Annotated in this window: 14 protein-coding genes; all 14 read left to right on the top strand. The window is 38.9% G+C overall.

What is annotated here, in order from left to right; genetic code table 11:
- The first annotated feature begins 186 nt into the window (after positions 1-186).
- The gene (locus tag EL268_RS29535; RefSeq protein WP_106654742.1) at positions 187-1,401 is read left to right on the top strand and encodes a TolC family protein; all 1,215 of its coding nucleotides are present in this window, start codon (positions 187-189) and stop codon (positions 1,399-1,401) included.
- 447 nt (positions 1,402-1,848) lie between these two features.
- Positions 1,849-5,001 carry an S-layer homology domain-containing protein gene (locus tag EL268_RS29530; protein ID WP_106654741.1) on the top strand — a complete coding sequence of 1,051 codons (3,153 nt, stop codon included), beginning with the start codon at positions 1,849-1,851 and terminating at the stop codon, positions 4,999-5,001.
- Positions 5,002-5,121: 120 nt separating this feature from the next.
- A complete protein-coding gene (locus EL268_RS29525; protein ID WP_106654740.1) occupies positions 5,122-7,422 on the top strand; it encodes a hypothetical protein in 2,301 nt (766 codons plus the stop codon).
- 337 nt (positions 7,423-7,759) lie between these two features.
- Positions 7,760-8,443 (top strand): tetratricopeptide repeat protein, encoded by a 684-nt coding sequence (locus tag EL268_RS29520; RefSeq protein ID WP_164724542.1) that lies wholly within the window; start codon positions 7,760-7,762, stop codon positions 8,441-8,443.
- Positions 8,444-8,468: 25 nt separating this feature from the next.
- Positions 8,469-10,745 carry an O-antigen ligase family protein gene (locus EL268_RS29515; protein ID WP_106654738.1) on the top strand — a complete coding sequence of 759 codons (2,277 nt, stop codon included), beginning with the start codon at positions 8,469-8,471 and terminating at the stop codon, positions 10,743-10,745.
- A 189-nt stretch (positions 10,746-10,934) separates the two neighbouring features.
- Entirely contained in the window at positions 10,935-11,999 is a 1,065-nt protein-coding gene (locus EL268_RS29510; RefSeq protein ID WP_106654737.1) for a Gfo/Idh/MocA family protein, read from the top strand.
- Positions 11,980-13,113 (top strand): DegT/DnrJ/EryC1/StrS family aminotransferase, encoded by a 1,134-nt coding sequence (locus EL268_RS29505; RefSeq protein ID WP_106654736.1) that lies wholly within the window; start codon positions 11,980-11,982, stop codon positions 13,111-13,113. The genes EL268_RS29510 and EL268_RS29505 overlap by 20 nt, the downstream gene beginning before the upstream one ends.
- Positions 13,110-14,453, top strand: coding sequence for a nucleotide sugar dehydrogenase (locus EL268_RS29500; protein WP_106654735.1), 1,344 nt, complete (start codon positions 13,110-13,112; stop codon positions 14,451-14,453). Before EL268_RS29505 ends, EL268_RS29500 begins: the two co-directional genes overlap by 4 nt.
- 14 nt (positions 14,454-14,467) lie before the next feature.
- Positions 14,468-15,577, top strand: coding sequence for a non-hydrolyzing UDP-N-acetylglucosamine 2-epimerase (gene wecB / locus EL268_RS29495; protein WP_106654734.1), 1,110 nt, complete (start codon positions 14,468-14,470; stop codon positions 15,575-15,577).
- Positions 15,578-15,579: 2 nt separating this feature from the next.
- On the top strand, positions 15,580-16,368 hold the full coding sequence (locus EL268_RS29490) for an ABC transporter permease (protein ID WP_106654733.1): 789 nt from the start codon (positions 15,580-15,582) through the stop codon (positions 16,366-16,368).
- The gene (locus EL268_RS29485) at positions 16,361-18,172 is read left to right on the top strand and encodes an ABC transporter ATP-binding protein (protein ID WP_106654732.1); all 1,812 of its coding nucleotides are present in this window, start codon (positions 16,361-16,363) and stop codon (positions 18,170-18,172) included. Before EL268_RS29490 ends, EL268_RS29485 begins: the two co-directional genes overlap by 8 nt.
- The gene (locus tag EL268_RS29480; protein ID WP_106654731.1) at positions 18,172-20,310 is read left to right on the top strand and encodes a class I SAM-dependent methyltransferase; all 2,139 of its coding nucleotides are present in this window, start codon (positions 18,172-18,174) and stop codon (positions 20,308-20,310) included. Before EL268_RS29485 ends, EL268_RS29480 begins: the two co-directional genes overlap by 1 nt.
- A 34-nt stretch (positions 20,311-20,344) precedes the next feature.
- Positions 20,345-21,802: a glycosyltransferase gene (locus EL268_RS29475; RefSeq protein ID WP_106654730.1), complete on the top strand. Its 1,458-nt coding sequence runs from the start codon at positions 20,345-20,347 to the stop codon at positions 21,800-21,802.
- 14 nt (positions 21,803-21,816) lie between these two features.
- The gene (gene asnB / locus EL268_RS29470; protein WP_106654729.1) at positions 21,817-23,703 is read left to right on the top strand and encodes an asparagine synthase (glutamine-hydrolyzing); all 1,887 of its coding nucleotides are present in this window, start codon (positions 21,817-21,819) and stop codon (positions 23,701-23,703) included.
- The last annotated feature ends 28 nt before the right edge of the window (positions 23,704-23,731 follow it).

Here is a 23,731-nt window from a genome sequence, read left to right as displayed (position 1 = left end):
ATGTGGTGTTTGTGGAATAAAAAAGGAAAGGGAGGAGCTATCTATGATTCCCTTATGAAAATGTTGGTATGGTATATTTTTGCGTGTGAGAAGTATAACTCTGTGATATAGTGATCTTGGGACAAACCACATATTTAATGTGGTTAATAATTTTATACTTAACATAAAATGAAGGAGTGGAATTCAGTGAATTTTCCATATTCGAAAAAGAAATGGATGTCCATCAGTTTGGCGGCAGTATTAACAACAGCACTAGGTGCAGGAAGCTTGACGGCATCTGCGAATACAGGCTCCGATCAAACAAAGGCACCAACGACTGTACAAGCATCAAATGATAAAGCAACAACACAAACCGGTACAGAGAGTCAGTCTACTCCTGAGGCTGAGGCTGCTACAGGAGCAGAGCTGACTTTGGAAAAAGCCATTGAACAGGCTTTGAAGACAAACGCCGTGCTCAATGAAACACGTCTGGATGCAAAAAATGCAGACCTTAATCAAACTCTTACCTATGTGAGTAACTCTGATCTGCCAAGCGATGCGATCGAATCGTTGGAAGCAGCACAACAAAAATATTATAACAATGCAAAAGGAGTACAAACCAAGAAGCTCAACGCACTGTACGTAAAATCGGCGGAATCTAAAACAAAGCTTGGCGCGCAGGATGTCTATTACAAGCTAATTTTTGCTCAAGATGATCTGAACTTGAAGAAACAAAGCTTGGCGCGTTCAGAAGCACAGCTTAAGGTGGCAAAGGCTGCATTCGATGTAGGAACGAATGCTAAGACAGATGTTCTTGAAGCCGAGATGGGGGTAGCAGCCGCAAAAGCAGAATTGAAAACTGCAGAAAACAACTTGGAAATTGCCCGTATGAATTTGAACGACTTCCTCGGAGTCGATTTGACTAAAGAATGGAAGCTCATCTCGTCAAATAAGCAAACGGCTCCTATTAACATGACACTGAAGGAAGCCGAGGAAAAGGCGCTTTCCAATCGAAATGAAATAACACAGGCTCAGGAAGAGCTCAAACTGGCTGAATTGAACGTAAAACTGATCACTGATTTTACAGCTGCATCTACTCTCCAAGGCCAAATGGCTCGTAACAGCGTGGAAAAAGCTAACCTTGAAATTGAAAAGCAAAAGCGTGCTGTTACCAAAGATGTTACAGAAGCCTATCTCAATCTGAATGCAGCAAGAGAAGCGATTGAGTTTTCTAAGTCGGCAAAGGATTCCGCTGCGGAGAGCTATCGACTGAAGAATTTGCGCTTTGAAAATGGACTCGCAACTACTTTGGATGTCATCCAATCAGAAGAAGCGTTGTCTAAAAGTGAGAATCAATACCAAAAAGCTGTTCTGACTTACAATCTGGCTGTTGTAGCGTTTGAAACTGCACTGGGTAACTAGCCAAAAAACAAGATTTGTAAGCTTTTGAATCAAATTGGAAAAAGGTTCAGTCGTGACAGCCCGCCCTGTGTACCCTATAATACGATTGTGGCGGATGTCACTTCGTACATAACTGACAGGTGAATAACGAACCACGAAAAAAACTTTAATTTTTTTTCGAAGGCGCCGCAACTTTTGATTCGCTCAGGCGTTTAATAGGATGTCACACGAAAAACGGGGAATTGTGTAAAAAAGATTCACGAATTCTAGCAGTTGTGTTACACTAGTGATTGTTGCATTTTACACAATACTGAATATACTAGAGATTTTTAACACAAAAAGCGAGGCTTTCCTGCGAAAGGAGGTGACACGCGCTTGCAGGATTCGGGCTTTAAAAAGAAAGATAGATTAACAACAAATATTCCCCAAGAACAATTTGTTTATACTAGAGGAGGAGAACACAAGGTTATGAAAAAGGTCGTTAACAGTGTATTGGCTAGTGCACTCGCACTTACTGTTGCTCCAATGGCTTTCGCAGCAGAAGAAGCAGCAACAACTACAGCTCCTAAAATGGACGCTGATATGGAAAAAACCGTAAAACGCCTGGAAGCTCTTGGCCTGGTAGCAGGTTATGGCAACGGCGATTACGGTGTAGAGAAAACTATCACTCGTGCAGAGTTCGCTACTCTGATCGTTCGCGCTCGCGGACTGGAGCAAGGTGCGAAATTGGCACAATTCAGCAATACTTATACTGATGTTAGATCTACTGATTGGTTTGCTGGTTTCGTAAACGTAGCTTCCAACGAAGAAATCGTAAAAGGTTTCCCGGACAAATCTTTCAAACCACAAAACCAAGTTACTTATGCAGAAGCAGTTACTATGATCGTTCGTGCACTGGGTTATGAGCCATCCGTTAAGGGTGTATGGCCTAACAGCATGATCTCCAAAGCTTCCGAGCTGAACATTGCTAAGAGCATCACTACTCCTAACAATGCAGCAACTCGTGGCGACATCTTCAAAATGCTCGACAACGCTCTTCGTGTAGACCTGATGGAGCAAAAAGAATTCGGGACTTACGTTCGTTATGAAATCACGAATGAAAACCTCCTGACTAAATACCTGAAAGTTACTGTTCGTGACATGGAGTGGGCTCAAGAAGCTGGTCGCGATGGCGATGACTTGCCATTGGTAACAAACGTACCTGCTATCGGTCTGGGCAAAATCAAAGCTAACGAAGTAACTTTGAATGGTAAAGACGCTGGTATCGGCAACACTACTTACAAAGTAGCTGACGGTATCAACTCTAACGAATTCGCTGGTCAACACGTACAAGTGTGGATCAAAGACGACCGTGAAGACGTAATCGTTTGGATGGAAGGTTCCACAGACGAAGAAGTTATCATGGACCGTGTGAGCGAATGGGAACTGAAAGGCAAATCCTTCACAGATGCTAAAGATCTGAGCAGCTCCGATCTGAAAGATCTGAAACTGGTTCTGGATGCTAGCGAGAAATCCTACCGTCTGAACAAAGATACTGTTGTTACTTACAACTTCAAACGTTTCACTGATGCAGTTGACGGTTTGAAAGAAATCATCAAAGATGGCGATGGCTTCACTTTTGGTGTGAAAGTTGTTCTGGATGACAACAACGAAATTGCTTACATGCACGTAATTGACGATCAAACTATGAACCAAACTGACGAAGGTCGTAAATATGGTTCTGAAGTGATCAGCAAAGTCGATGTTGAAAAGAAAAAGATCACGAACATTGACAACGACAAGTTCAATGAGCTGGAAAACAAAGATGAAGGCAAAGACTTCCTCGTATTCCTCAATGGTAAACCAGCTAAATTCAGCGATCTGAAAGAAAACATGGTTTACAGCGTTTACTATCCAGAAGGTGACGAAGACAAGTTCCTGATCTTCGCTACTGACACGATTGTAGAAGGTAAAGTAGACAAAGTTGTTATGCGTAACAGCAACGACTACCGTCTGACTATCGGAGACAAAACATACCGTATCTACAAAGGTGCTACTTACTCCGATAACGGAAACAAAGACGTTGAAGATACTGATGGATCCAACTGGGATCTGATCAAAGATCTTGACGGCGAAACAGTAAAACTGTACCTGGATGCTTCTGGTCGTGTTCGTCACGTAACTACTAAGGATCCAATCGACGATCGCAAACAAAAAGCAATCGTTACTCGTGCAGCTTACCTGGACTATGGTAAAGACAAATGGCAATTCACTGTATTGACTCAAAGAGGCAAAAAAGTGAATGTTGAGTTGGAAGCTGAAGACATCTATGATGTAAACGACAAAAACTTCGATAAAAACGGTAACGAGAGCGAACTGGAAGACCTTCTCCAACCTAAGAAAGACGACAGCAACGTCCTGCTGGAAGTTGAACTTGACAAAGATGGTAAAGCAGAAAAAGTTCGCATCCTGAAAACAGATCTGATCCGTTCTTCTGGAGCTGAGTGGGACAAAATTGCTGACGAAGACGACGAAATGGTTGACGACTACGAAGTAAATGATGATACTGCTATCTTCAACATGACTGGTGAGATCAAAGACGCAAACAAACGTCCTGAACTGAAAAACGCTAAAGCTGCGAAGTTCAAAGACATTGCAGACGAAGACGATCTGACTGTATACTACACAGTTGACGAAGATAAAGGTGAAGTTGAAGCAATCTTCGTAGTTGAAGGTGACGGTTTGGGTGGCGATTCCCAATACGGTATGGTTTGGGATTACGGAAGATCCGGTGGAGATGACACTATCCAAGTTCTCACTAAAACCGGTGACAAAGTCGAATTGAAAACTTACCCATTGGACAAAGATTCTGAAGATCTGAAAGACGATCGTGGTATCAAACGCGGCGATTTCATCGCATTCCAACTGGATGCTAACGATGAAGTAGTTGTGGACGATGTTGTTGAAGTAGTTAACAACAACCTCGAAGATGAAGACGAAAAAATGCTCGCTAAAGTCATTAGTGATAAAGACGATTTGAACCAAGCTAGCATTGACAAAATCAAAGTGGGTCTGGTATCTAACGTAGATGGCAACACCATCACTGTTAAAGATGCTGATGACAAAAAATCCACTATCAACACTAAATCTTCCACTGCATTCCTGGAGATCTTCGATGATCTGGAAGGCGTTGACGGCGTAAGCAAAGGCGACTACATCGTTGCTATCGATAGCTCCGACGTTTCCGGTAACAAATACGACTACGTATTGATCATTTCCGACGAAGATGAAGTAGAAAAAGAAGGTTGGGAAGATGAAGCGGAAGCGTTCCTGAAACAAACACCTGGCGAAGACAATGGTGGGGACAAATGGGATGTTGTCGCTGACTCCGCAACTGGTAAACAGTTCGCTATCGGTCCAGTAAACTCTTACTCTGTAACTGTAGAAATCAAAAACGGTAAAGAATCCGAGATTGATAAAGCAGTTATCAAAGTTGGTGGCGAAACCTTCACTGGTAAAGTAAGCAACGGAGAAATCGTATTCGAATTCTCTACTGACAAAACAGATGCTACTTCTGGTGTAATCACTGTAACAAGTGAAAAAGGCGAAACCGACAAAACAAACGTAACTTTCAAAAAATAATTTTGTAAGTTAAAGCCTTTTACGTGAGTCGAGCAGCGGAGGGAGTCACCTCTCTCCGCTGTTCATTACATACTCACTCACAAAAATAGACTTCCTATCAAACTTACGGAGGGGTAGTACGTGAATAAAAAAGTAGCTCTTTCCATCCTTTCTGCTACAGTAGTTGCTAGCATGGCTTCTTCCGCTTTTGCAGCACCAAAATCTGGTGTTTACCTGGGTGGAGACGTAGACAGATACTATGAACTGCGTGACCTGTTTAACCTGACAGATGCAGGTAAAACAAAATTTGCAGCTGACATGGCAGTAACTTCTTTCGACAAACTGATCTACGTTGACTTCGACGGTAAAGGTGCAAGCCTCCGCGAAATCATGAACGGTGAGTTCAGCAAAGTTAAGAGAGACCTGAAAAAATCCGATTTCGAAGGCGTTTATACGAAATCTAACCTCGATGGTACTAACGGTGCAACTTACGATCCTCGTAACGATGCAATCGATGGTCCAACTGGCGATTTGAAAGTTGATTCCGTAGCTGCTGTAAGCGGTAGCCAAATCAAGATCAACTTCAGCATTCCAGTAAGCAATGCTGGCGACAAATTGTTTAATGCCCAAAGTAAAGCTCTTAACACTACTAATGTGAAAGTAGCTCCACTGGGTAGTGCTGCTGCAATTGGAAATCTGACTGCATCTTTGAGTGAAGATGGTAAAACTCTTACTATCACAAACGATGTTGCATTCAACGGTGACTACTCCGTTTATGTTAAGAAAGATTCCATCATCAGCAAAGACGATGTAAACAAAAAAGTTGCTGAATTCCTTGGCAACGTAAAAATTACAGACTCTACTGCTCCTGTTTACACTGGAGTAACTTATGATGGTTCTACTGCTATCGTGAAGTTCAGCGAACCACTGAAATCTGTGGGAACTGTGACACTTGATGGTAAAACATTGACCGCATCCGACTACACACTTTCCGGTGACACACTCGAAGTTACTGGTTTGACTGCTGGTAAAGCTAGCACTTTGGTTATTGTAGGTGCTACTGACAATGCAGGTAACATCATCGCTCCAAACCCAACAACAGTTACATTGACTGCACCAGTTGATACTGTGAAGCCTACAGTAGCTGTTTCTGCGAAAAACACTACATTGACCTTCAAGTTCAGCGAAGCTCTTAAACTCGTTAATGCAGATGGTGGTCAGAATCCTGATGATTTCGCAAAAGTAACTATTGGTAATGCCACATTTACTCTGGGTGCATCTCACCAAGATGCTAATGACAAAACCAAATTTACTGTTGATGCTGCGCAATATGTGACAGGTAGCTTCCTGAATGCTACAGTTAAAGTTGAAGCATTTACTGACAAGTCTGGCTTGGTAGGAGATGCTTTCACAACTTCTGTAATGCTCACTAAAGATAACACTGCACCAGCATTTGTGTCTGCTTCTTCTAAAGATGATAAACTGATTGTGAAGTTTGATGAGGATGTTGATGCAAACAGCCTTACTAGCGTTGCAATTAAATACACAGACAAAGACAATGTTGTAACAAACAAACCATCTGTAGGATTGACTGGAGTTGTTAGCTCTTACGATGCAAACAACAACGGAATAATTGATGGTGATGATGAGAACTACCTAGTTCTCCCAGTTTCTGACGTAGCTTTGGTTGAAAATGGTAAGCTGAAACCAGGTAAATATGAAGTAACAATCGGTGCAGGCAAAGTACAAGATAAAGTACCTAACGCAACTACTGCTGATACTAAATTTACTTTGACTGTAACTGGTTCTTCCGAATCTTCTGCTGTTGTTGAAGTAGTAGATGAAGAAACTAACCAAGAGCAAGGAGTACCAGGTAAATTGGTTGTTAAATTTAACAAACAAATGGCTTCTTCTGCTCTGGTTGCAGGCAACTATTCCTTGGATGGAGTTGCACTGAACCCAAGCACTTCTAACTTGTACTTCGATGGCTCTAAAGATAAAGTGGTTATCGAATTGCCAGAAGGTTTCATTAGTGCTTCTGGTAATCGCCTGTTGAAAGTTGCTAATGTAGTAGACGTTGATGGTAACACTTTGAAAGCTGGCGAAGATACTGACGTAGTAAACTTGGATGAGAACGTGAAACCAGTAGCGTCTTCTGTAGCTTTGGTTGATTCCTCCAACTTCGTAATCAACTTCTCTGAAGAAATCTCCTTGCCACAAGGAGCTGTTACAGGTGTAACTGTTAAAGTTAACGGAGCAACAACAAAACTTGCAGATACTACACCGTTTAAAGTGAATTCTGACAACAAGTCTGTAACTGTTGCAGTATACAATGCAAACTCCTTGACTGTGAACGATCAAATCAATGTTACTTTCCAAGGTGCTAACATTGTAGATAAGAAAAACAATGCAGTTAAAGACGGTTCTGTAAGCAACCGCTAATAGCTGTGCAAGAACCCCTCTATGGGGAGAAGGTTGTCGAGAATTTCTCGGCAACCTTTTTGGTTTTTCTTGAAGTACATGTTCATGTGGTATATATTCTGTAAAATGATCAGTGCATCAATTTTTCATTTATCGTGGGAAGGCGAATTTGTATCATTGTAATAATTAAGGAAGGCTTGGTTTTGGCTGAGTTACTAACATAGTTATTATCTTCAGAGTTGGGGAGCCCTAGTAATGGCTCTTTTTTTTTGTTTTCAGCAACTAATTAATAGGAATGTGCTAATATAGAATGGTATCTGAGTATTGTATTTTCTAGAATATGGAGGACCTAACGTTCATGAAGTACGTACATTTAGTGGGTGTATTCCTATTGTCTTTAGCCGTTATTACTGGATGTGCAAAGGAAACCGAAGCACCTGCACCTATAGCTCAAGAAAAGAAGTCTGAAACTTCAAATCCTGTTAAGGAAAAGTTTGATGCTGCATTAGCTCTTTACAATTCTGAAAAAATGGATGAAGCAAAGTCAGCGTTTGAGGAATGTGTAAAGCTTGACGCTTCAAATGGTATCTATGAGTACTACCTGGGTAATATCTCTCGGAAACAAAATGACTTCAGTAAAGCACTGAGTTATTATCAAAATGCAGTTACAAAGTCACCAGACATGATCGAAGGCTACAACAATATTGTAGCAATTCAAATGTTAAATCAAGATTTCGATAATGCGCTTCTCACGGCTAACAAAGGCCTTCAAGTAAAGCCTGATTTTGCAGATCTTAAATTTAAGCTCGGACAAATCTACTTTGTTCAGAATAAATTTGAAGAGTCGGTAAAAGTATTATCGGAAATCACGAATGACCCTAAGTATTTTGAAGCTTACCGTTTTATCGGATTCGGGTATATGCAATTGAACAAAAAACAAGAAGCGGTAACCAGTATGAAAAAATACTTGGATCTTGCTCCTGAGGGAACGAATACTAAGGTTGAGGTCGCTAACCTAGTAAAAGAACTTGAATCTAAATAGGAAAGAAGCAAGCCGGAGGTCTAAAATGCAACAATTAGTGAAATGGGGGCTATTTGCAGCTTTAGCCCTCCTATTTTTATGCACGCCATATCTGCGAGGATTATTTTTTGATACTGATTTTTATTTAATCGAAGTAAGTCAAATTCTACTATTTTTGATCGCAGCCATATGGATGATCAGGAAAAGCCAACAATATGGACAAATAATCTATTTGATTGTATTTTTCATTCCAATAACACATGTATTATCACTACTCGGTGCAGAAACTCCCATGGGAGCTTTGGACAACTTATTTCGTTGGTTTACCTACGTGATTCTTTTTATCATGTTAATTTGGTTACGACAGATCGATCACAATGATAAAGTGGAAAAGCTGCTGCCAATCGTTTTTAACGCAACGGGCGTATGGATTAGTTTTTTTTCGCTTGCTGGTTTTTGGAATTGGATTGTATTTAAGGATATAGTCCTTTCGGGAAGGCTAGCAGGGCCACTCCAATATCCCAATACATTTGCAACGATTATCTGTGCATTTTGGCTGTATGCTCTTGTCTATTTGGCAAAAAAAGAAATCAAAGTCTTGACTACACTTTTCTTCAGCTTGCCCTTGGTAGCATATGGCGTTTGTTTTTTCTTATCCTACTCGCGTGGGGCAATGGTCGTTTTTCCTGTGGCATGGTTCATCGGAGTACTCCTTCTCAAGGGAAAGGAACAAATTCAATACCTTGCATTTACGGTTTTCTCTCTAGTAGCTTCACTCCTAGTGTTTCAAAAAATGACTTCAGCTGGGTCTGAAAATGTAGATGATGCAGCTTTACTCGCATTCGTTGTAGCAAGTATTATCGTAATGGTACTGGTGCTGCTTACACAAAGGATCATTAAAAATAGTAGTTATCTGAAAGAAACGAAGAAACCTCTGATTCGCTTTGTATTGCCGGGTTTCATTTTATTAGTAGGGTTATTAACTTTGCTGGATTTCAAAAACCAGGGATTACTATACCAGGCTATGCCTGAGTCATTGCAGCAGCGAATCACTGATATTAACTTGGGTACTTCTAGTGTATTGGGAAGAACCAATATGTATATGGATGCTTTTGCAGTGAGTAAGGAGGCGCCTGTGTTCGGTTTTGGTGGCGAAGGATGGAGAGTTGTTTATCCTGCTTATCAAGAGCTCCCTTACTATAGTAATGAGGTTCATAACGGTTATTTGGAGATTTTGCTTAATACAGGATGGTTGGGGCTCATTGTTTTCATTGGCGTGATATGCTTTCTGGTAGGGAAGATACTCATTCGCATTAAGAAAGAACAAGAGGAGAATAGCGATTCGACTATTGCAGTTGCCTCCCTAGTATCCTTGTCCATTATATTGATGCATGCTTTCATTGATTTTGATTTCTCTTTTGGTACGGTATGGTTTATTGTTTTCTGGCTGATAGCAATTGCAGTACCTTTACAGTCAAAAGATATGAAACCAGCCTTCCAATACTCGCGGTTCTTGATCGCTTTTATCGCTGTTTGTGTAGGAATAGTCGGTGTATATTCGGGAAGGATTCTCTTTGCGCAAAACAATATTTCTGCGTTAGCAAGTGAAGTAGATGTAGAAGCTGCACAACCGATATTGGAGAAAGCAGTTAAGCTCAACCCTTATCATACGGAATATGCGATGAACCTGGCTAAAGTGTATGCGACGAAGTATACACAGTCACAGCAGAGCGAGTGGAAATCTAAAGCAGAAGCAACGTTAAATCGTATTGAGCAACTCGAACCCAAGGCATCAGAGGTTTTATACAAGATCGGCAACGTATATCTCTTCATGAATGATTGGGTCAAAGCCGATCAATATTTCCAAAAGGCTTGGGAGCAAGATCATTTTAATGTTCACTTCTACGATGCAAGCATTCAGGTAAATGCTCAGGTTGCATCTCAATTGGCAAAACAAAATCAAAAAGATCAAGCGACAGTACTTGCTAGGAAGGCTTCAGATAAATACAAGGATTACGTAAGTCGGATAGAACCTTTCAAGGCAGAGGCAATCCCTGACAAGAGGCCATTAGATTTGAATGCCTATACGTATTTTTATCTTGGGCAAGCGAATATTATTTTAGGGAACTATGCAGATAGTCTTGAACAACTTAAATTGGTTACTGATCCGAGTATTACACTCGAAGTGCAGGCTCTAATAATCATTGCATATGAGAAGTTGGGGCAAAATAGTGTAGCAATAGAATTGACTCAGAAATTACAAGCACAGTCCCCGAATTATAAGCAGCTTTTGGATGACTATCGGGCAATGTTAATAGAATAGATAGGTAAGGATAAAAGGATGTTGAAATCATATCAACATCCTTTTTTTACCGTATTGGAAACTATGTAATTGTCGACTTCTGTATAATAATGAAACTTATATTTGCTGTGATATGATGTTATTCTACAAATATATTTTTGTTTCATTCATGGTATAGTAATACAAGAAGAATAGAATGGAGATAGAATCATGATACATTTCGCCATAGTAGGCTGCGGCCACATTTCAAAGAAACACATTGAGGCGATCGAAAATGTCGAAAACGCGAAACTTGTCACAGTTTGTGATACGTCGGTTGAGAGATTGCAGGAGACTTGTGAAAAATATCAAGTGAATGGGTACAAAGATTTAGGTGAAATGCTGGATAATCAGCCAGAAATAGATGTTGTATGCATCTGTGTACCAAGTGGGCTGCATGCAAAATTGGCAATTCAAGCGGCTAATGCTAAAAAGCATCTGATCGTAGAGAAACCAATCGCATTGACTATTCAGGATGCGGAGACGATTGTACAAGCATGTAAGGACAACGGCGTAAAACTATCTGTCGTGCATCCAAATCGATTTAGACCTGCCATTATGGCTCTTAAGAAAGCAATGACAACTGGCCAATTTGGAAAGATAAGTCACGCTAATGCAACGTTACGGTGGAATCGTAATCAAGCCTATTACGATCAAGCAGCGTGGCGTGGAACGAAGGAAATGGACGGCGGAGTTTTAATGAACCAAGCTATACATAATTTAGATTTACTATTGTGGTTAATGGGGCCGGTGGAAGAAGTACAAGGATACTCTGCAACACGTCTTAGAAATATTGAAGCTGAAGATGTTGCAGCCGCAACAGTTCGATTCCAAAATGGGGCATTAGGGATCATCGAGGCTGCTGCTACCATATTCCCAAAGAACTTTGAAGAGTCCCTCAGTATTTTTGGTGAGAGCGGAACAGCTGTTGTATCTGGAACTACAGCTAACTGGATCAAGCATTGGGAATTTGAGTCTCTTCCAAAGCAACATGCAGAAGCGCTCATTCAAGAGGTTGAACATGATCCATACGGTACCCCTGGGCAGGAAGAAATCATTAGAGACATGGTTGATGCAATACGGAGTGACCGGGATCCGGTTGTAAGTGGAGTAGATGGGCTAGAGGCTTTAAAGCTTGTATTAGCAATCTATAAATCAGCAGAATTAGGAAAGCCAGTTAAATTAAATGAAATAGTAGAAGAGGAGAATCGTCAATATGAATACAACCACTCATAAGGTACCATTGCTTGATTTGGTAAAGCAATACAGAAGCATCGAAGCTGAGATAAAAGCAGCTGTTGATGATGTATTATCGAGTGGTAATTATATTATGGGTAAGCATGTTGCTGACTTTGAGCAAAAGATGGCGGATTACTGTAACGTAAAATGCGCTATCGGAGTTGCAAATGGTACAGATGCATTGCTTCTCGTACTTGATGCACTTGGAATAGGGCCAGGTGACGAGGTTATTACTACACCATTCACTTTCTTTGCATCTGCGGAAGTGGTTTCTCAACTAGGTGCTAAACCGGTATTTATTGATATTGATCCAAAAACATATAATTTTGATGTAAGTAAGCTGGAGGCCGCAATAACGCCAAATACGAAGGCAATCATTCCCGTACATATTTTTGGACAACCTGTTGATATGGACGAAGTTTTGGCATTGGCTAAAAAATATAATTTATACGTAGTCGAAGATGCGTGTCAAGCAATTGGCTCAAAATACAAGGAGCAAGAAATCGGTTCATTGGGTGTCGCCGGTTGTTTTTCATTCTTTCCAACGAAAAATTTGGGGGGATATGGAGACGGCGGTATGATCGTAACAAATGATGAAGAACTGGCCAAAAAAATAAAAATTTTACGCGCACATGGTAGCAATCCCAAATACTATCACTCCATGATTGGTTACAACAGTCGATTGGATAGTTTGCAAGCTGCAATGCTGAACGTAAAGCTTGCTTATATTGATCAGTGGAATGCAGCTCGTAGACAAAAAGCAGCTGTTTATAACGAGGCACTGAAAGATTTGCCGATACAGGTTCCTTTTGAAAAAGAGAACCGCTATGCAGTTTATCATTTGTACATTATTCAAACAGACCTTCGTGACGAACTAATGGCCTTCTTGCAAGAGAAAGGTATATCTTCTGGTGTCTACTATCCTGTCCCACTGCATTTGCAAGAAGTATATAAAGATTTAGGCTACGATAGAGAAAGCCTGATTGAGTCTGAAAAAGCCGCGAAGGGTACTATGGCTTTGCCACTTTATCCAGAAATGACTGAGGAAGAGCAACAGTATGTAATTTCTGTTGTGAGAGAATTTTTCGAGATGAGAGGAGCAACTTCATGAGTAACTTGCTAGAACAGGAAATACCTCTTTTAGCCGAAAAATTGATTCGGAAACTTGATGAAAGAACTGCTGTCATCGGTGTAGTAGGATTAGGTTATGTTGGATTGCCTTTAGCAGTAGAGAAAGCGAAAGCAGGATTTCAGGTAATTGGATTTGACGTGCAATCTGACAAAGTAGAGATGGTAAACCAAGGGATTAACTATATTGGTGACGTACTGAATGAGGATCTTCAGTCTACTGTGAAAGCGAATAAATTGAGGGCTACTGCTGACTATTCATTTATCAACGATGTAGATGCTGTAGCGATTTGTGTACCTACTCCTTTGGATAAGTATCATCAGCCCGACACGAGCTATGTGAGCTCTTCGGCACGAGAAATCGCTAATCATCTAAAACCTGGAATGCTCGTGGTACTAGAAAGTACTACATATCCTGGGACAACAGAGGAATTGGTTAAGCCGATTTTGGAGGAATCCGGTTTAAAATGTGGAGTTGATTTCTTTTTAGCCTATTCACCAGAACGGGTAGATCCGGGGAACAAGCATTTCAATACAAAAAATACCCCTAAAGTCGTTGGGGGTGTTACTCCCGATTGTACAAGGGTAGCTGCGACTATGTATCAAGCTGTGCTCGAGGGTGAAATACATGTAGTATCAAGTCCAGCAGTCGCGGAATTGGAAAAAATATATGAAAATACATTTCGCCATATTAACATCGCACTTGCAAATGAAATGGCGGTTCTTTGCAACAAGATGGGTATAGATGTTTGGGAAATGATTGACGCGGCAAAGACAAAACCGTATGGCTTCATGGCGTTCTATCCTGGCCCAGGTCTAGGAGGGCATTGCATCCCAATCGATCCCTTCTACCTTACATGGAAAGCAAGAGAATTTAACTATCATACTCGCTTAATAGAATTAGCAGGTGAGATCAATAGCAGTATGCCTGATTTTGTAGTTACTAGAATGATGCAGATACTAAATCAGGATAGAAAGTCGTTAAATGGTTCAAAAATACTCGTATTAGGTGTAGCTTATAAGAATGACATTGATGATTACCGGGAATCTCCGGTTCTTGAAATACTCTCTATCCTCGATAAAGAAGGTGCTGAGTATCAGGTAGTTGATCCTCACATTCCTAACTTTAAGTTTAATGGGAAAATGGTAGAGACAATCTCATTGACTGCTGAGGCTTTAGAAAAAGCAGACTTGGTTTTATTGACAACCAATCATTCGCAATTCGATTACGACCTGATCTGTTCCTCTGCCCGTGTTATTTTTGATACAAGAGACGGAATAAAAAAGAAAACAAATGTTAAAGGGAAATATTTCAGACTGTAAGAACGGAGTAAATTATGAAAATAATAACAGTAATTGGTGCCCGTCCACAGTTTATTAAAGCGGCAGCGGTTTCCAGAGCCATCCGGGAATTTAATCGGACGAGTAACCATTTGTTTAATGAGGTTATCGTCCATACTGGTCAACACTATGATCGGAATATGAGCGATATCTTCTTTGAAGAACTTGACATTCCTCATCCTCATTATCACTTAGGAATCGGCTCTTCTAATCATGGTCAACAAACCGGGGAAATGTTAACTGCGATTGAGGCAGTATTATTGAAGGAGAAGCCAGACTGCGTTTTGGTATACGGTGATACAAACTCAACATTAGCAGGGGCTTTAGCGGCATCAAAACTACATATTCCCATTGCCCACGTCGAGGCAGGACTCAGAAGTTATAACCGAGCAATGCCAGAGGAAATCAACCGAGTAGTGACTGATCATTTGTCTTCTATTCTGTTTTGCCCAACCAACCACTCTGTCAATAATTTGGAAAAAGAAGGAATTAGGAACCGAGTACATTCAGTTGGGGATGTTATGTATGATTGCATGCTTTATTACATGAATAAGGTAGGTAACGATACAGGCGTGTTGGATGGTTTCAATGTTAAGCCAGGACAGTATGCCTTGGCGACTGTGCATCGTGCAGAAAATACGGATAATCCTCAACATCTGAGTGAAATCTTTGGTTCCTTTAATGAAATTGCAGATGAAATTCCGGTTTTGGTTGCATTACATCCACGAACAAAAAAGTATCTACACCAATATGGTATTGAAGTTAGTGATAAAGTATCACTTTTAGATCCCCTATCGTATTTACAAATGGTAACTTTAGAAGTAAACGCTAAAACCATTTTGACAGACAGTGGTGGGGTTCAAAAAGAAGCGTACTTTGTTGGTAAACCGTGCATTACATTACGTAATGAAACAGAATGGGTCGAAACAATTGAAGTAGGAATGAATGTGTTAGCTGGGCCGTCTAAGGAAAAAATTCTCGCATCTTTTAATGATATACATTCAGGGATGGACAGGACTGTCAGAGAGGGAATTTATGGAGACGGAACTGCTTCCAATAAAATTGTTAATCTCTTATGCGCTTTTAATCATTCTGAAAGGAGTTAATTATGAATAACCCTTTCTCTCAACTAATCAGCTATAGAAAGATTCTCTTTAATATAACGGTAGACGATATTAAGAAAAAATATGCAGGTTCAATCATGGGAGGGACGTGGATTTTATTAAATCCACTCCTCTTTCTTTCAGCATATTTTTTGGTATACATAACCATTTTTAAAATCAAACTAACTGGTATATCTACTTTTGACTACGTCTTGATTATTTTTTCAGGTCTAATACCGTGGTTTGGATTTTCTGAGTCGATCGGACTAGGGGTTAATACGGTGACAAGCAATAGTTCATTGATCAAAAATACGATCTTCCCCATTGAGCTGATACCTGTAAAAGTAGTTTTGGCTAGCATGGTATCGCAGTTGATTGGTTTAATCATGTTGCTAATTGTAGTAGGATTCAACGGGCAACTAGGATTCTATGTTCTACTTCTTCCTTTTGTATTGGTATTGCAAATATTATTTACAACGGGTTTAGTGTGGATTCTGGCAAGTATTAATGTTTTCTTTCGTGACTTATCACAGATCATAACAGTGATTTTGATCTTACTTATGATGGTTTCACCAATTGCCTATACAACTGATATGTTAACCAGTGAACTGGTGTATTTCATGCAATTCAATCCGATGTACTATATGATTAGTTTGTATAGAGAGATTATAATCTACAACTCCTTACCAAGTTGGGATATAACCGTGATTTTTGTAACATTGTCCTTAGGAGTGTTTTTTTTAGGACATTACGTATTTACCCGATTGAAAGTGGTGTTTGCAGATTATGTATGATAAATACGCTGTTCAAATTAATAACGTAAACAAATTATTTAAATCTTACAAGCATCCTAGAGATCGTATACTTGACGTCCTTGGATTTGGCTTTCTTACAAAAAATAGATACGAAGAATTTTGGGCGTTAAAAGATATAAATCTTAACATAAAAAAAGGCAGTAAGATAGCTTTAGTCGGTAGGAATGGTGCTGGCAAAAGTACTCTGCTCAAAATAATTGCCGGTAGTTTGAGACCAACTGATGGAGACATAAAAATAAATGGGAAGGTCTCTGCTCTAATGGAGCTGGGTACAGGCTTTCATCCAGAGTTTTCTGGGCGTGAGAACATTTTCGCCTCATTGTCGTATTCTGGTATCGTCGGTAAAGAAGCAAAAGAGAAATTTGAAGAAATCGTGGATTTCTCAGAACTAGAAGAGTTTATTGATAAACCTGTTAAGACTTACTCAGCAGGTATGTATGCACGGCTAGCTTTTGCTACATCAACTGTTGTCATTCCTGAGATCCTTATTGTAGATGAAATACTAGGGGCTGGGGACGCATACTTCATCAATAAATCGATTGAGCGAATGAAAAAATTAACGGAGGGTGGTACAACGGTTCTCTTTGTATCACACGACATATCTTCTGTTCAAAAAATGTGCAACGAGGCTGTATGGATTGATAAGGGAAAAGTGGTGATGGAAGGAAATATTTTAGATGTTACTGCAGAATACCTAGCATCAATTCGGAAACAGGAAGAGAGAAGACTAAAGGCTAGAAATGTACGATTAAAACATAATAATTTTAAAACCTTAGAGGAGGGAATTGAAGATTCACTTGTTTACTTTCACTTCATCACAGAGAATGGGGCTCCATTGGAAAAGCATCCCATATCAGAGGTGAAGTTTTATTGTAAAGATAAGGTTATTGAGTGTCTGCAGATTGGCGACGCCGGTGATACAAATAATGGAAGTGATTTGTTTTTAATTGTGGATAAAGAAACAATTAACTGGTCTTCGCCTGTTGAGCAAAATGGAAAAAGATATCGATCATTTGAAGACGTAGGTGGAGAATACCAGCACGCTTTATTTGTATTTAAAGTACAAAATTTAGCTGAATTGAGAAACTATGAACTAGAAATCGTTTATCAGGATATATCGACTGAGAAAGTGAAAATTGAGTTTTTTGATGGCGAAAACTATGTTGAGATTGGTCATCTTGAGGCAAATGATGATTCCGAGTGGAAATCAAGTGTATTTAATCTGAAAGAAGTTATTCATGATGAAAGTATGGATAATGAGACAGTTAAAACGATAAATTATCAGGAACTACTCGAAGAGAGGGAAAGTAATAGTCGAATATATGGTTCAGGTGAAATGGTTATTACTTCTGTAGATTTTTTAAATGATAATAATGAAGTATCGCATGTCTTCCAAAACCTCGGGTATAAAAAAGTAAGAATCAATTATTTTGCGAAAGAAAAAGTGAGAAACCCAATTTTTGTGCTTGCTTATTACTTGTTGGATGGAACTTGTGCTATGCAAGTGTTATCGAATAAAGATGGATATGAAGTAAAAGAGGCATTTGGCGAAGGTTTTGTAAATGTATTCTTTAATCCTTTACTTTTAGGGAAAGGCACTTATCTCGTATCGGTAGCAATCTTTAAAGAATTAAATTTGTTAGATAATGTTGAACCGCCTGCTTACGATCTTCACGATAAGATGTATGAAATTAAAGTGGAGCAGCCTTTTGGGGTTAATGTGTCTTTAGGATTAATTAATCACCCTGTCAGATGGGGAGGGAATGAGAAGGGGGCTATCTAATGGAAAACAGTAACATTATGAAATATTACAATTCCCCGGATATTTGGGAACAAGATCCAACTCAACACCAAGTTGAGATCACTGAGCTAATCTTGTCAAAAATTCCAAATGGTGTGAAGTCAGTTTTGGACATAGGTTGTGGTAACGGAATTGTTACAAATCGTTTGGCAAAGAAATATGACAGAGTTTGCGCAGTGGATATAAGTGAAGAAGCACTTAAATATGTGCAAACAGAAAAAATAGTAGGGTCAATAGATAAGCTGCCATTCAAGGATGGGGAATTTGATCTCATATTAATTTCTGATGTGCTTGAACATTTGCCAACCGAAGTCTTCGAAAAAGGTATTCAAGAATTACAAAGGGTTACTAAAAGATATATTTTAATTGTCACTCCGTTTCAAGAAAAGCTAGAATTTGGCATGATGACCTGCAATAATTGCTTGTGCCAATTTCATGTGAATCTGCATATTCATTCTATTAACAAAGAAACGATTGTGCATGGGTTTGGAGCGAAATTTATCATAAAGCAAATGAGTTTCGGCGGAGATGAATGGAGTCATATTCCATCATATGCAAAACAACTAAAGAGCTTATATCACTACTCCAATAATTGGGATAATGCTGTGTGTCCGCAGTGTGGTGTAAAACAAGGTAAGCTTAGTGATTCCAATCAAAAGATGATCACTAATCCTAAGTTTTACGATGCAATTGCAGACTCCGTACATAAAGTGATGGATCAGTTACGCTTAGAGGAGTTTCTTCATAACGAAGCGCTTTTTCTGTTAGAAAAAGATTCTGGTTCCAGAACCGAATCAACAAGCAAAACATTATTAATTGAAAGTGACGTTCGATTGAAAAATGTGAAGCTTATTAGTGATGATAAGTGGAACTTAGATTTTACGAATCCTTTCTTTCAAAGATCTCATACCGTATATTTTGGTTACAAGCCATATATAGTAGTTGGCGATAGCTTAAATATTTCGAACATCATAACGGAGGACACACACAGTTATCGATTAGTTGGGCCAAAGGAAGATGGATCCAATCATGCGATTTTTATCATTCCGAAATTTACAGATGAAGAGTTTTGCTTATTCATTGAATATCAGGATATCACCATTGAGCCTCTATTCGTGAATGTATTTGACCGAGAACGTTCTTATATACCAATTGGTCAGTTAGAAAATAAAGCAGATGGGGAATGGAAGAAACAAAGGATTATCGTACCATCTGGAATCAATTGTCCAGCAGAAGGTTTCATATTCGAACTGACTTCGAGTGACAAGATACAAGAATTACATCCGATTAAATACATTTATGTTAACAATGATTCTCAGAATAACCCAATCTATTCCGTAATTCCTGAAGAGCAAAATGTATCAATAGACCTCAGTGAATGGATCGAGACATTGATTGAATCAAACTGTTACTTTATCTGTGATGCAGATTGCAATGGATCAGAGCGATTTATGGCATCTCTTCAAGTAGGGGCTACACGGATTGATTTGAGATCTGCTCTGATGAATGGTTCTTATGTTATTGAAGTACCATCTGAATTGGTTAATCTATTCGAGAAGGCTTCAGTGAGTACAACAGAAATTCCAATTAATGATCTGTTGGATATACTGGCTGAACAAAAAAAGAATGAAATTTCCTCTGAACAAATACATTCCGAATTGAATGCACTTCAATTTGAGATGAAAAATCTACATGAAAAGTATGATAGATTGCTAGTCAATCTTCAAAATGTAGAAGCAGAGTTGGAAATACATAGAAACATTAAAATTGAGAATGAAAGACAAATCGTTTGGTTTCAGAACCGTACAGCCCAACTTGAACTTCTGAATGAGCGCTATCAAAATGACTACAAGGATTTAACCGAAAAATATGAGAACCTAACAATTGACTACGAACAAATCGCAAGGTTTCAGGGCCGAGTGGCTGAGCTTGAAATAGAGAAACATCGATACGTAAGGGAACTAGAACAGCTAAATGAAAAATACGAGGGTGTTTTAGGAGAAAATAAACAGCTCTTGCGTGAAGTTGACAATAACATCGAGGCGTTGAAAGACTTAAACACAAAATTAGAAAAATTAGAGAAGATGAATGTTGTGCAATTCTTTTTAAGGAAAAAATAACATTACGCTACATTGCCGTTTCGGAGGGGTCATCTTGAATATATTAGTTTTAACTCCTGATACAGATATTGATCGAAGAATAACATTGCAGGCGAACTCCCTGGTGAAACATGGGTTTAAAGTAACAATTATAGGCGTGCCTTTCTCTGGTGACAATTTCTTATCGGGAACGATTGACCCTAATATTGCGATTAAAAGAATTGATCTTCAAAACATTGAATACCACTCAAAAATCGTAAAATTTTACAGAGGTATTCATAAAAAAATTATGAGTTTTGCTTATAAAAGAAACGATTTTATTAACCAATATGCAAATAAAAACATGGTAGCCATTGAAGAGAACACTTCTTATAAACTTGTTCGGAAGTCTAAAAATAAGATGGTTTCTATTAATACTAGGTTGTTAAATTGGATAACGACCAAATGTATAGCACTGGTGCAAAAAATGGTAAATGTTTTTTATAACCTGGTTTTAAAGTTCTTTCGTACATTTAACATTAACTTTTTTCCGTTATTTGATAAGGCCTTCTATAATGCGGGTATTCAAGAAGAGTTTGATCTAGTTGTGGCTAACGACTTACCAGCATTAAAGGCAGGATATATGCTTGCAAAAGAAAGAAACGTCCCTTTAATTTATGATGCACATGAAAATTATACGGAACAATGCACGCTTCCCAAAAAATATGCTCTGTTATTGGAAGAAATAGAAGCGCAAATCTTACCTGAAGTTGATTTCTGGATAGTGCCAAATGAATTACTAGGTGAACAAATTATAGAGAAGTGCCAGAAGAAGTACAATGTGACAGTAAAAGAACCATTGGTTATTCAAAACGCCGTGAAACATTGGGAAGAGTATCTTAACTACCAGCATTCTGATTTATTTAGAGAAAAGTTAGGAATTGGGCGAGAGAAGAAGATTTTATTGTTTCAAGGTGGCTTTTTGGGCAAGAGAAACCTTGAAAACCTTGTGAAGGCAATGAAGTACGTAAAAAATGAGAATGTTGTTTTAGTTATGCTCGGGTTCGGTACTTATGTAGAAGTCCTAAAAAGCATTGCTAGAAAGTTAAATGTCGAGAGTAAAGTTTATTTTATGGAAGCTGTTTCTCAAGATGAACTACTGAAGTACACTTGTTCGGCAGATGTAGGGATTATCCCGTACCCTGCAGTGGATAAAAACACATATTACTGTTCCCCAAATAAATTATATGAATTTATACAAGCGCGTTTACCGATTTTAGCCAATGATCTACCTTTTTTACGAAAAGTAATCATTGGAGAAGAGATTGGTATTGTTCAAGACTTTTCTAATCCTAAATTCATTGCAAATGCAATAGATTTGTTTTTTGAGGATGAGAGTAAGTTGCAGCATTTTAAAGAAAAATTAAATGATGCAGCGAGAAGAATCAATTGGGAAGTAGAGGAACAAAAGTTAACTGGTGAGTATTTAACGATGAGAAAAACTGAAAAAGTACTAGAGAAGGTATTCGTTTAAGGAGGACTTGCGTCGTGTGTGGCATATATGGAATTGTTCGTTCAGAGAAGAGAGTATATGAAAATGAATTAAGAATCATGGGAGAAAAACTCAAGCACCGCGGTCGTGATGATGAAGGAATTTTTTTGCATGACAATATCGGTTTAGGGCATAAGCGGTTAAGCATTATTGACGTAACAAACGGGAAACAACCAATGACAAACGAGGATGGAACAGTCTGGATTGTCTTTAATGGGGCAGTATACAACTACTTAGAGCTACGGCAAGAATTAGTACAAAAAGGGCACAATATTAAAACCTATTGTGATACAGAAGTCATCATTCATGCCTATGAAGAATATGGAAAAGACTGTGTAAGTCGTTTCAATGGTATGTTTTCATTTGTGATATGGGACCAAAACAAACAAGAGATATTTGCTGCTAGAGATCGATTCGGGGTTAAACCATTTTACTATTCCATGGAGGATGGCGATTTTATTTTTGCGTCTGAGATTAAAGCGCTCCTTTCCTATAATCCCGCACTGCGTAAAGTAAATATGAAGGGTTTAAAAGATTATTATGTTTTTCAGTATACATTAGCAGATAAGACGCTATTTGAAGGGGTTAAAAAGCTGGAGCCAGGATACCATTTGACTATAAAAATAAACGATGGTTTCCGAGCAAATATCGAGCAGTATTGGGATTTTAATTTTAATTATGACTTGTATCATACAGAGGATTACTTCGTCGACAAAGTGAGGTTTTTATTAGAAGATGCTGTGAAGATTCGGTTAAGAAGTGATGTGCCCGTGGGAGCACATCTTAGTGGTGGCTTGGATTCAAGCTCAGTTGTTTCTTTTGCAGCTTCTCTTCTTGAGGGAATGAATATAAAAACGTTTACTGGAGGCTTTTCAGACAGTAAAGAGTATGACGAAACATATTACGCTAAATTAGTTGCAAAGCATTCGAAGGCTGATTACTATGAGATTTTTCCAACTGCTAGTGATTTTGCTGATAGTATCCAAGATATCATATATTATTTGGATGAACCAGGAGCAGGCCCAGGTGTATTTCCACAATACATGGTTTCGAAGCTTGCCAGTCAGCATGTAAAGGTAGTTCTAGGAGGACAAGGTGGCGACGAGATATTTGCGGGATATGCACGTTACATGGTTGCTTACCTAGAAGAAAGCTTGAAAGGTGCAATTGAAGATACGGCGAATCGTGGGGAATTTGTAACTACATTAAGTTCCATCATCCCAAATCTTAACCTATTGAGCAACTATAAACCAATGCTTCAGCATTTCTTTAAAGAGGGACTTTTCGGTCCACAGGATCAGAGATATTTCCGGTTAATTGATAGAAGTGAAGGCATGAAAGATGTATTAGACTCCGATTTGTTTACGGAGAGCAGTAGCTATTCTGTATTCGATGACTATCAAAAGATATTTAATCGTTCAAACGCAACTTCTTATCTCGACAAAATGCTATATTTTGATGTAAAGGCATCTTTGCCAGCATTACTGCATGTTGAGGATCGGACCAGTATGGCAGTAGGCTTGGAATCGAGATTACCACTACTTGATTACCGACTAATGGAGTTAGTTGCTACGATTCCACCTGTAATAAAGTTCCAAAGTGGAAAATCAAAAAATATTTTGAAACAAGCTGTTAAAAATCATGTACCAGACGAAATCATTAATCGGAAGGACAAAATGGGCTTCCCCGTACCATTAAATGAATGGTATCAAAAAGATCTAAATGGATTCATAAAGGAAATACTTCTTGATCCTCGTACTGCTAATAGGGGATATTACAATGTTACTGAGATCGAACAAATCTTGAGCAAGCAAACAAAATTTAGTCGTGTGATGTGGGGACTCCTTTGCTTGGAGCTGTGGTTTAGGGAATTCATTGATTAATTGCCTTTGTATCCCTCTGAGTATATTA

The sequence above is a fragment of the Brevibacillus brevis genome, assembly GCF_900637055.1.
Classification (GTDB): domain Bacteria; phylum Bacillota; class Bacilli; order Brevibacillales; family Brevibacillaceae; genus Brevibacillus; species Brevibacillus brevis.
Note: the sequence above shows the minus strand (reverse complement) of the source record. Positions and strands in the feature narration are given on the sequence as shown.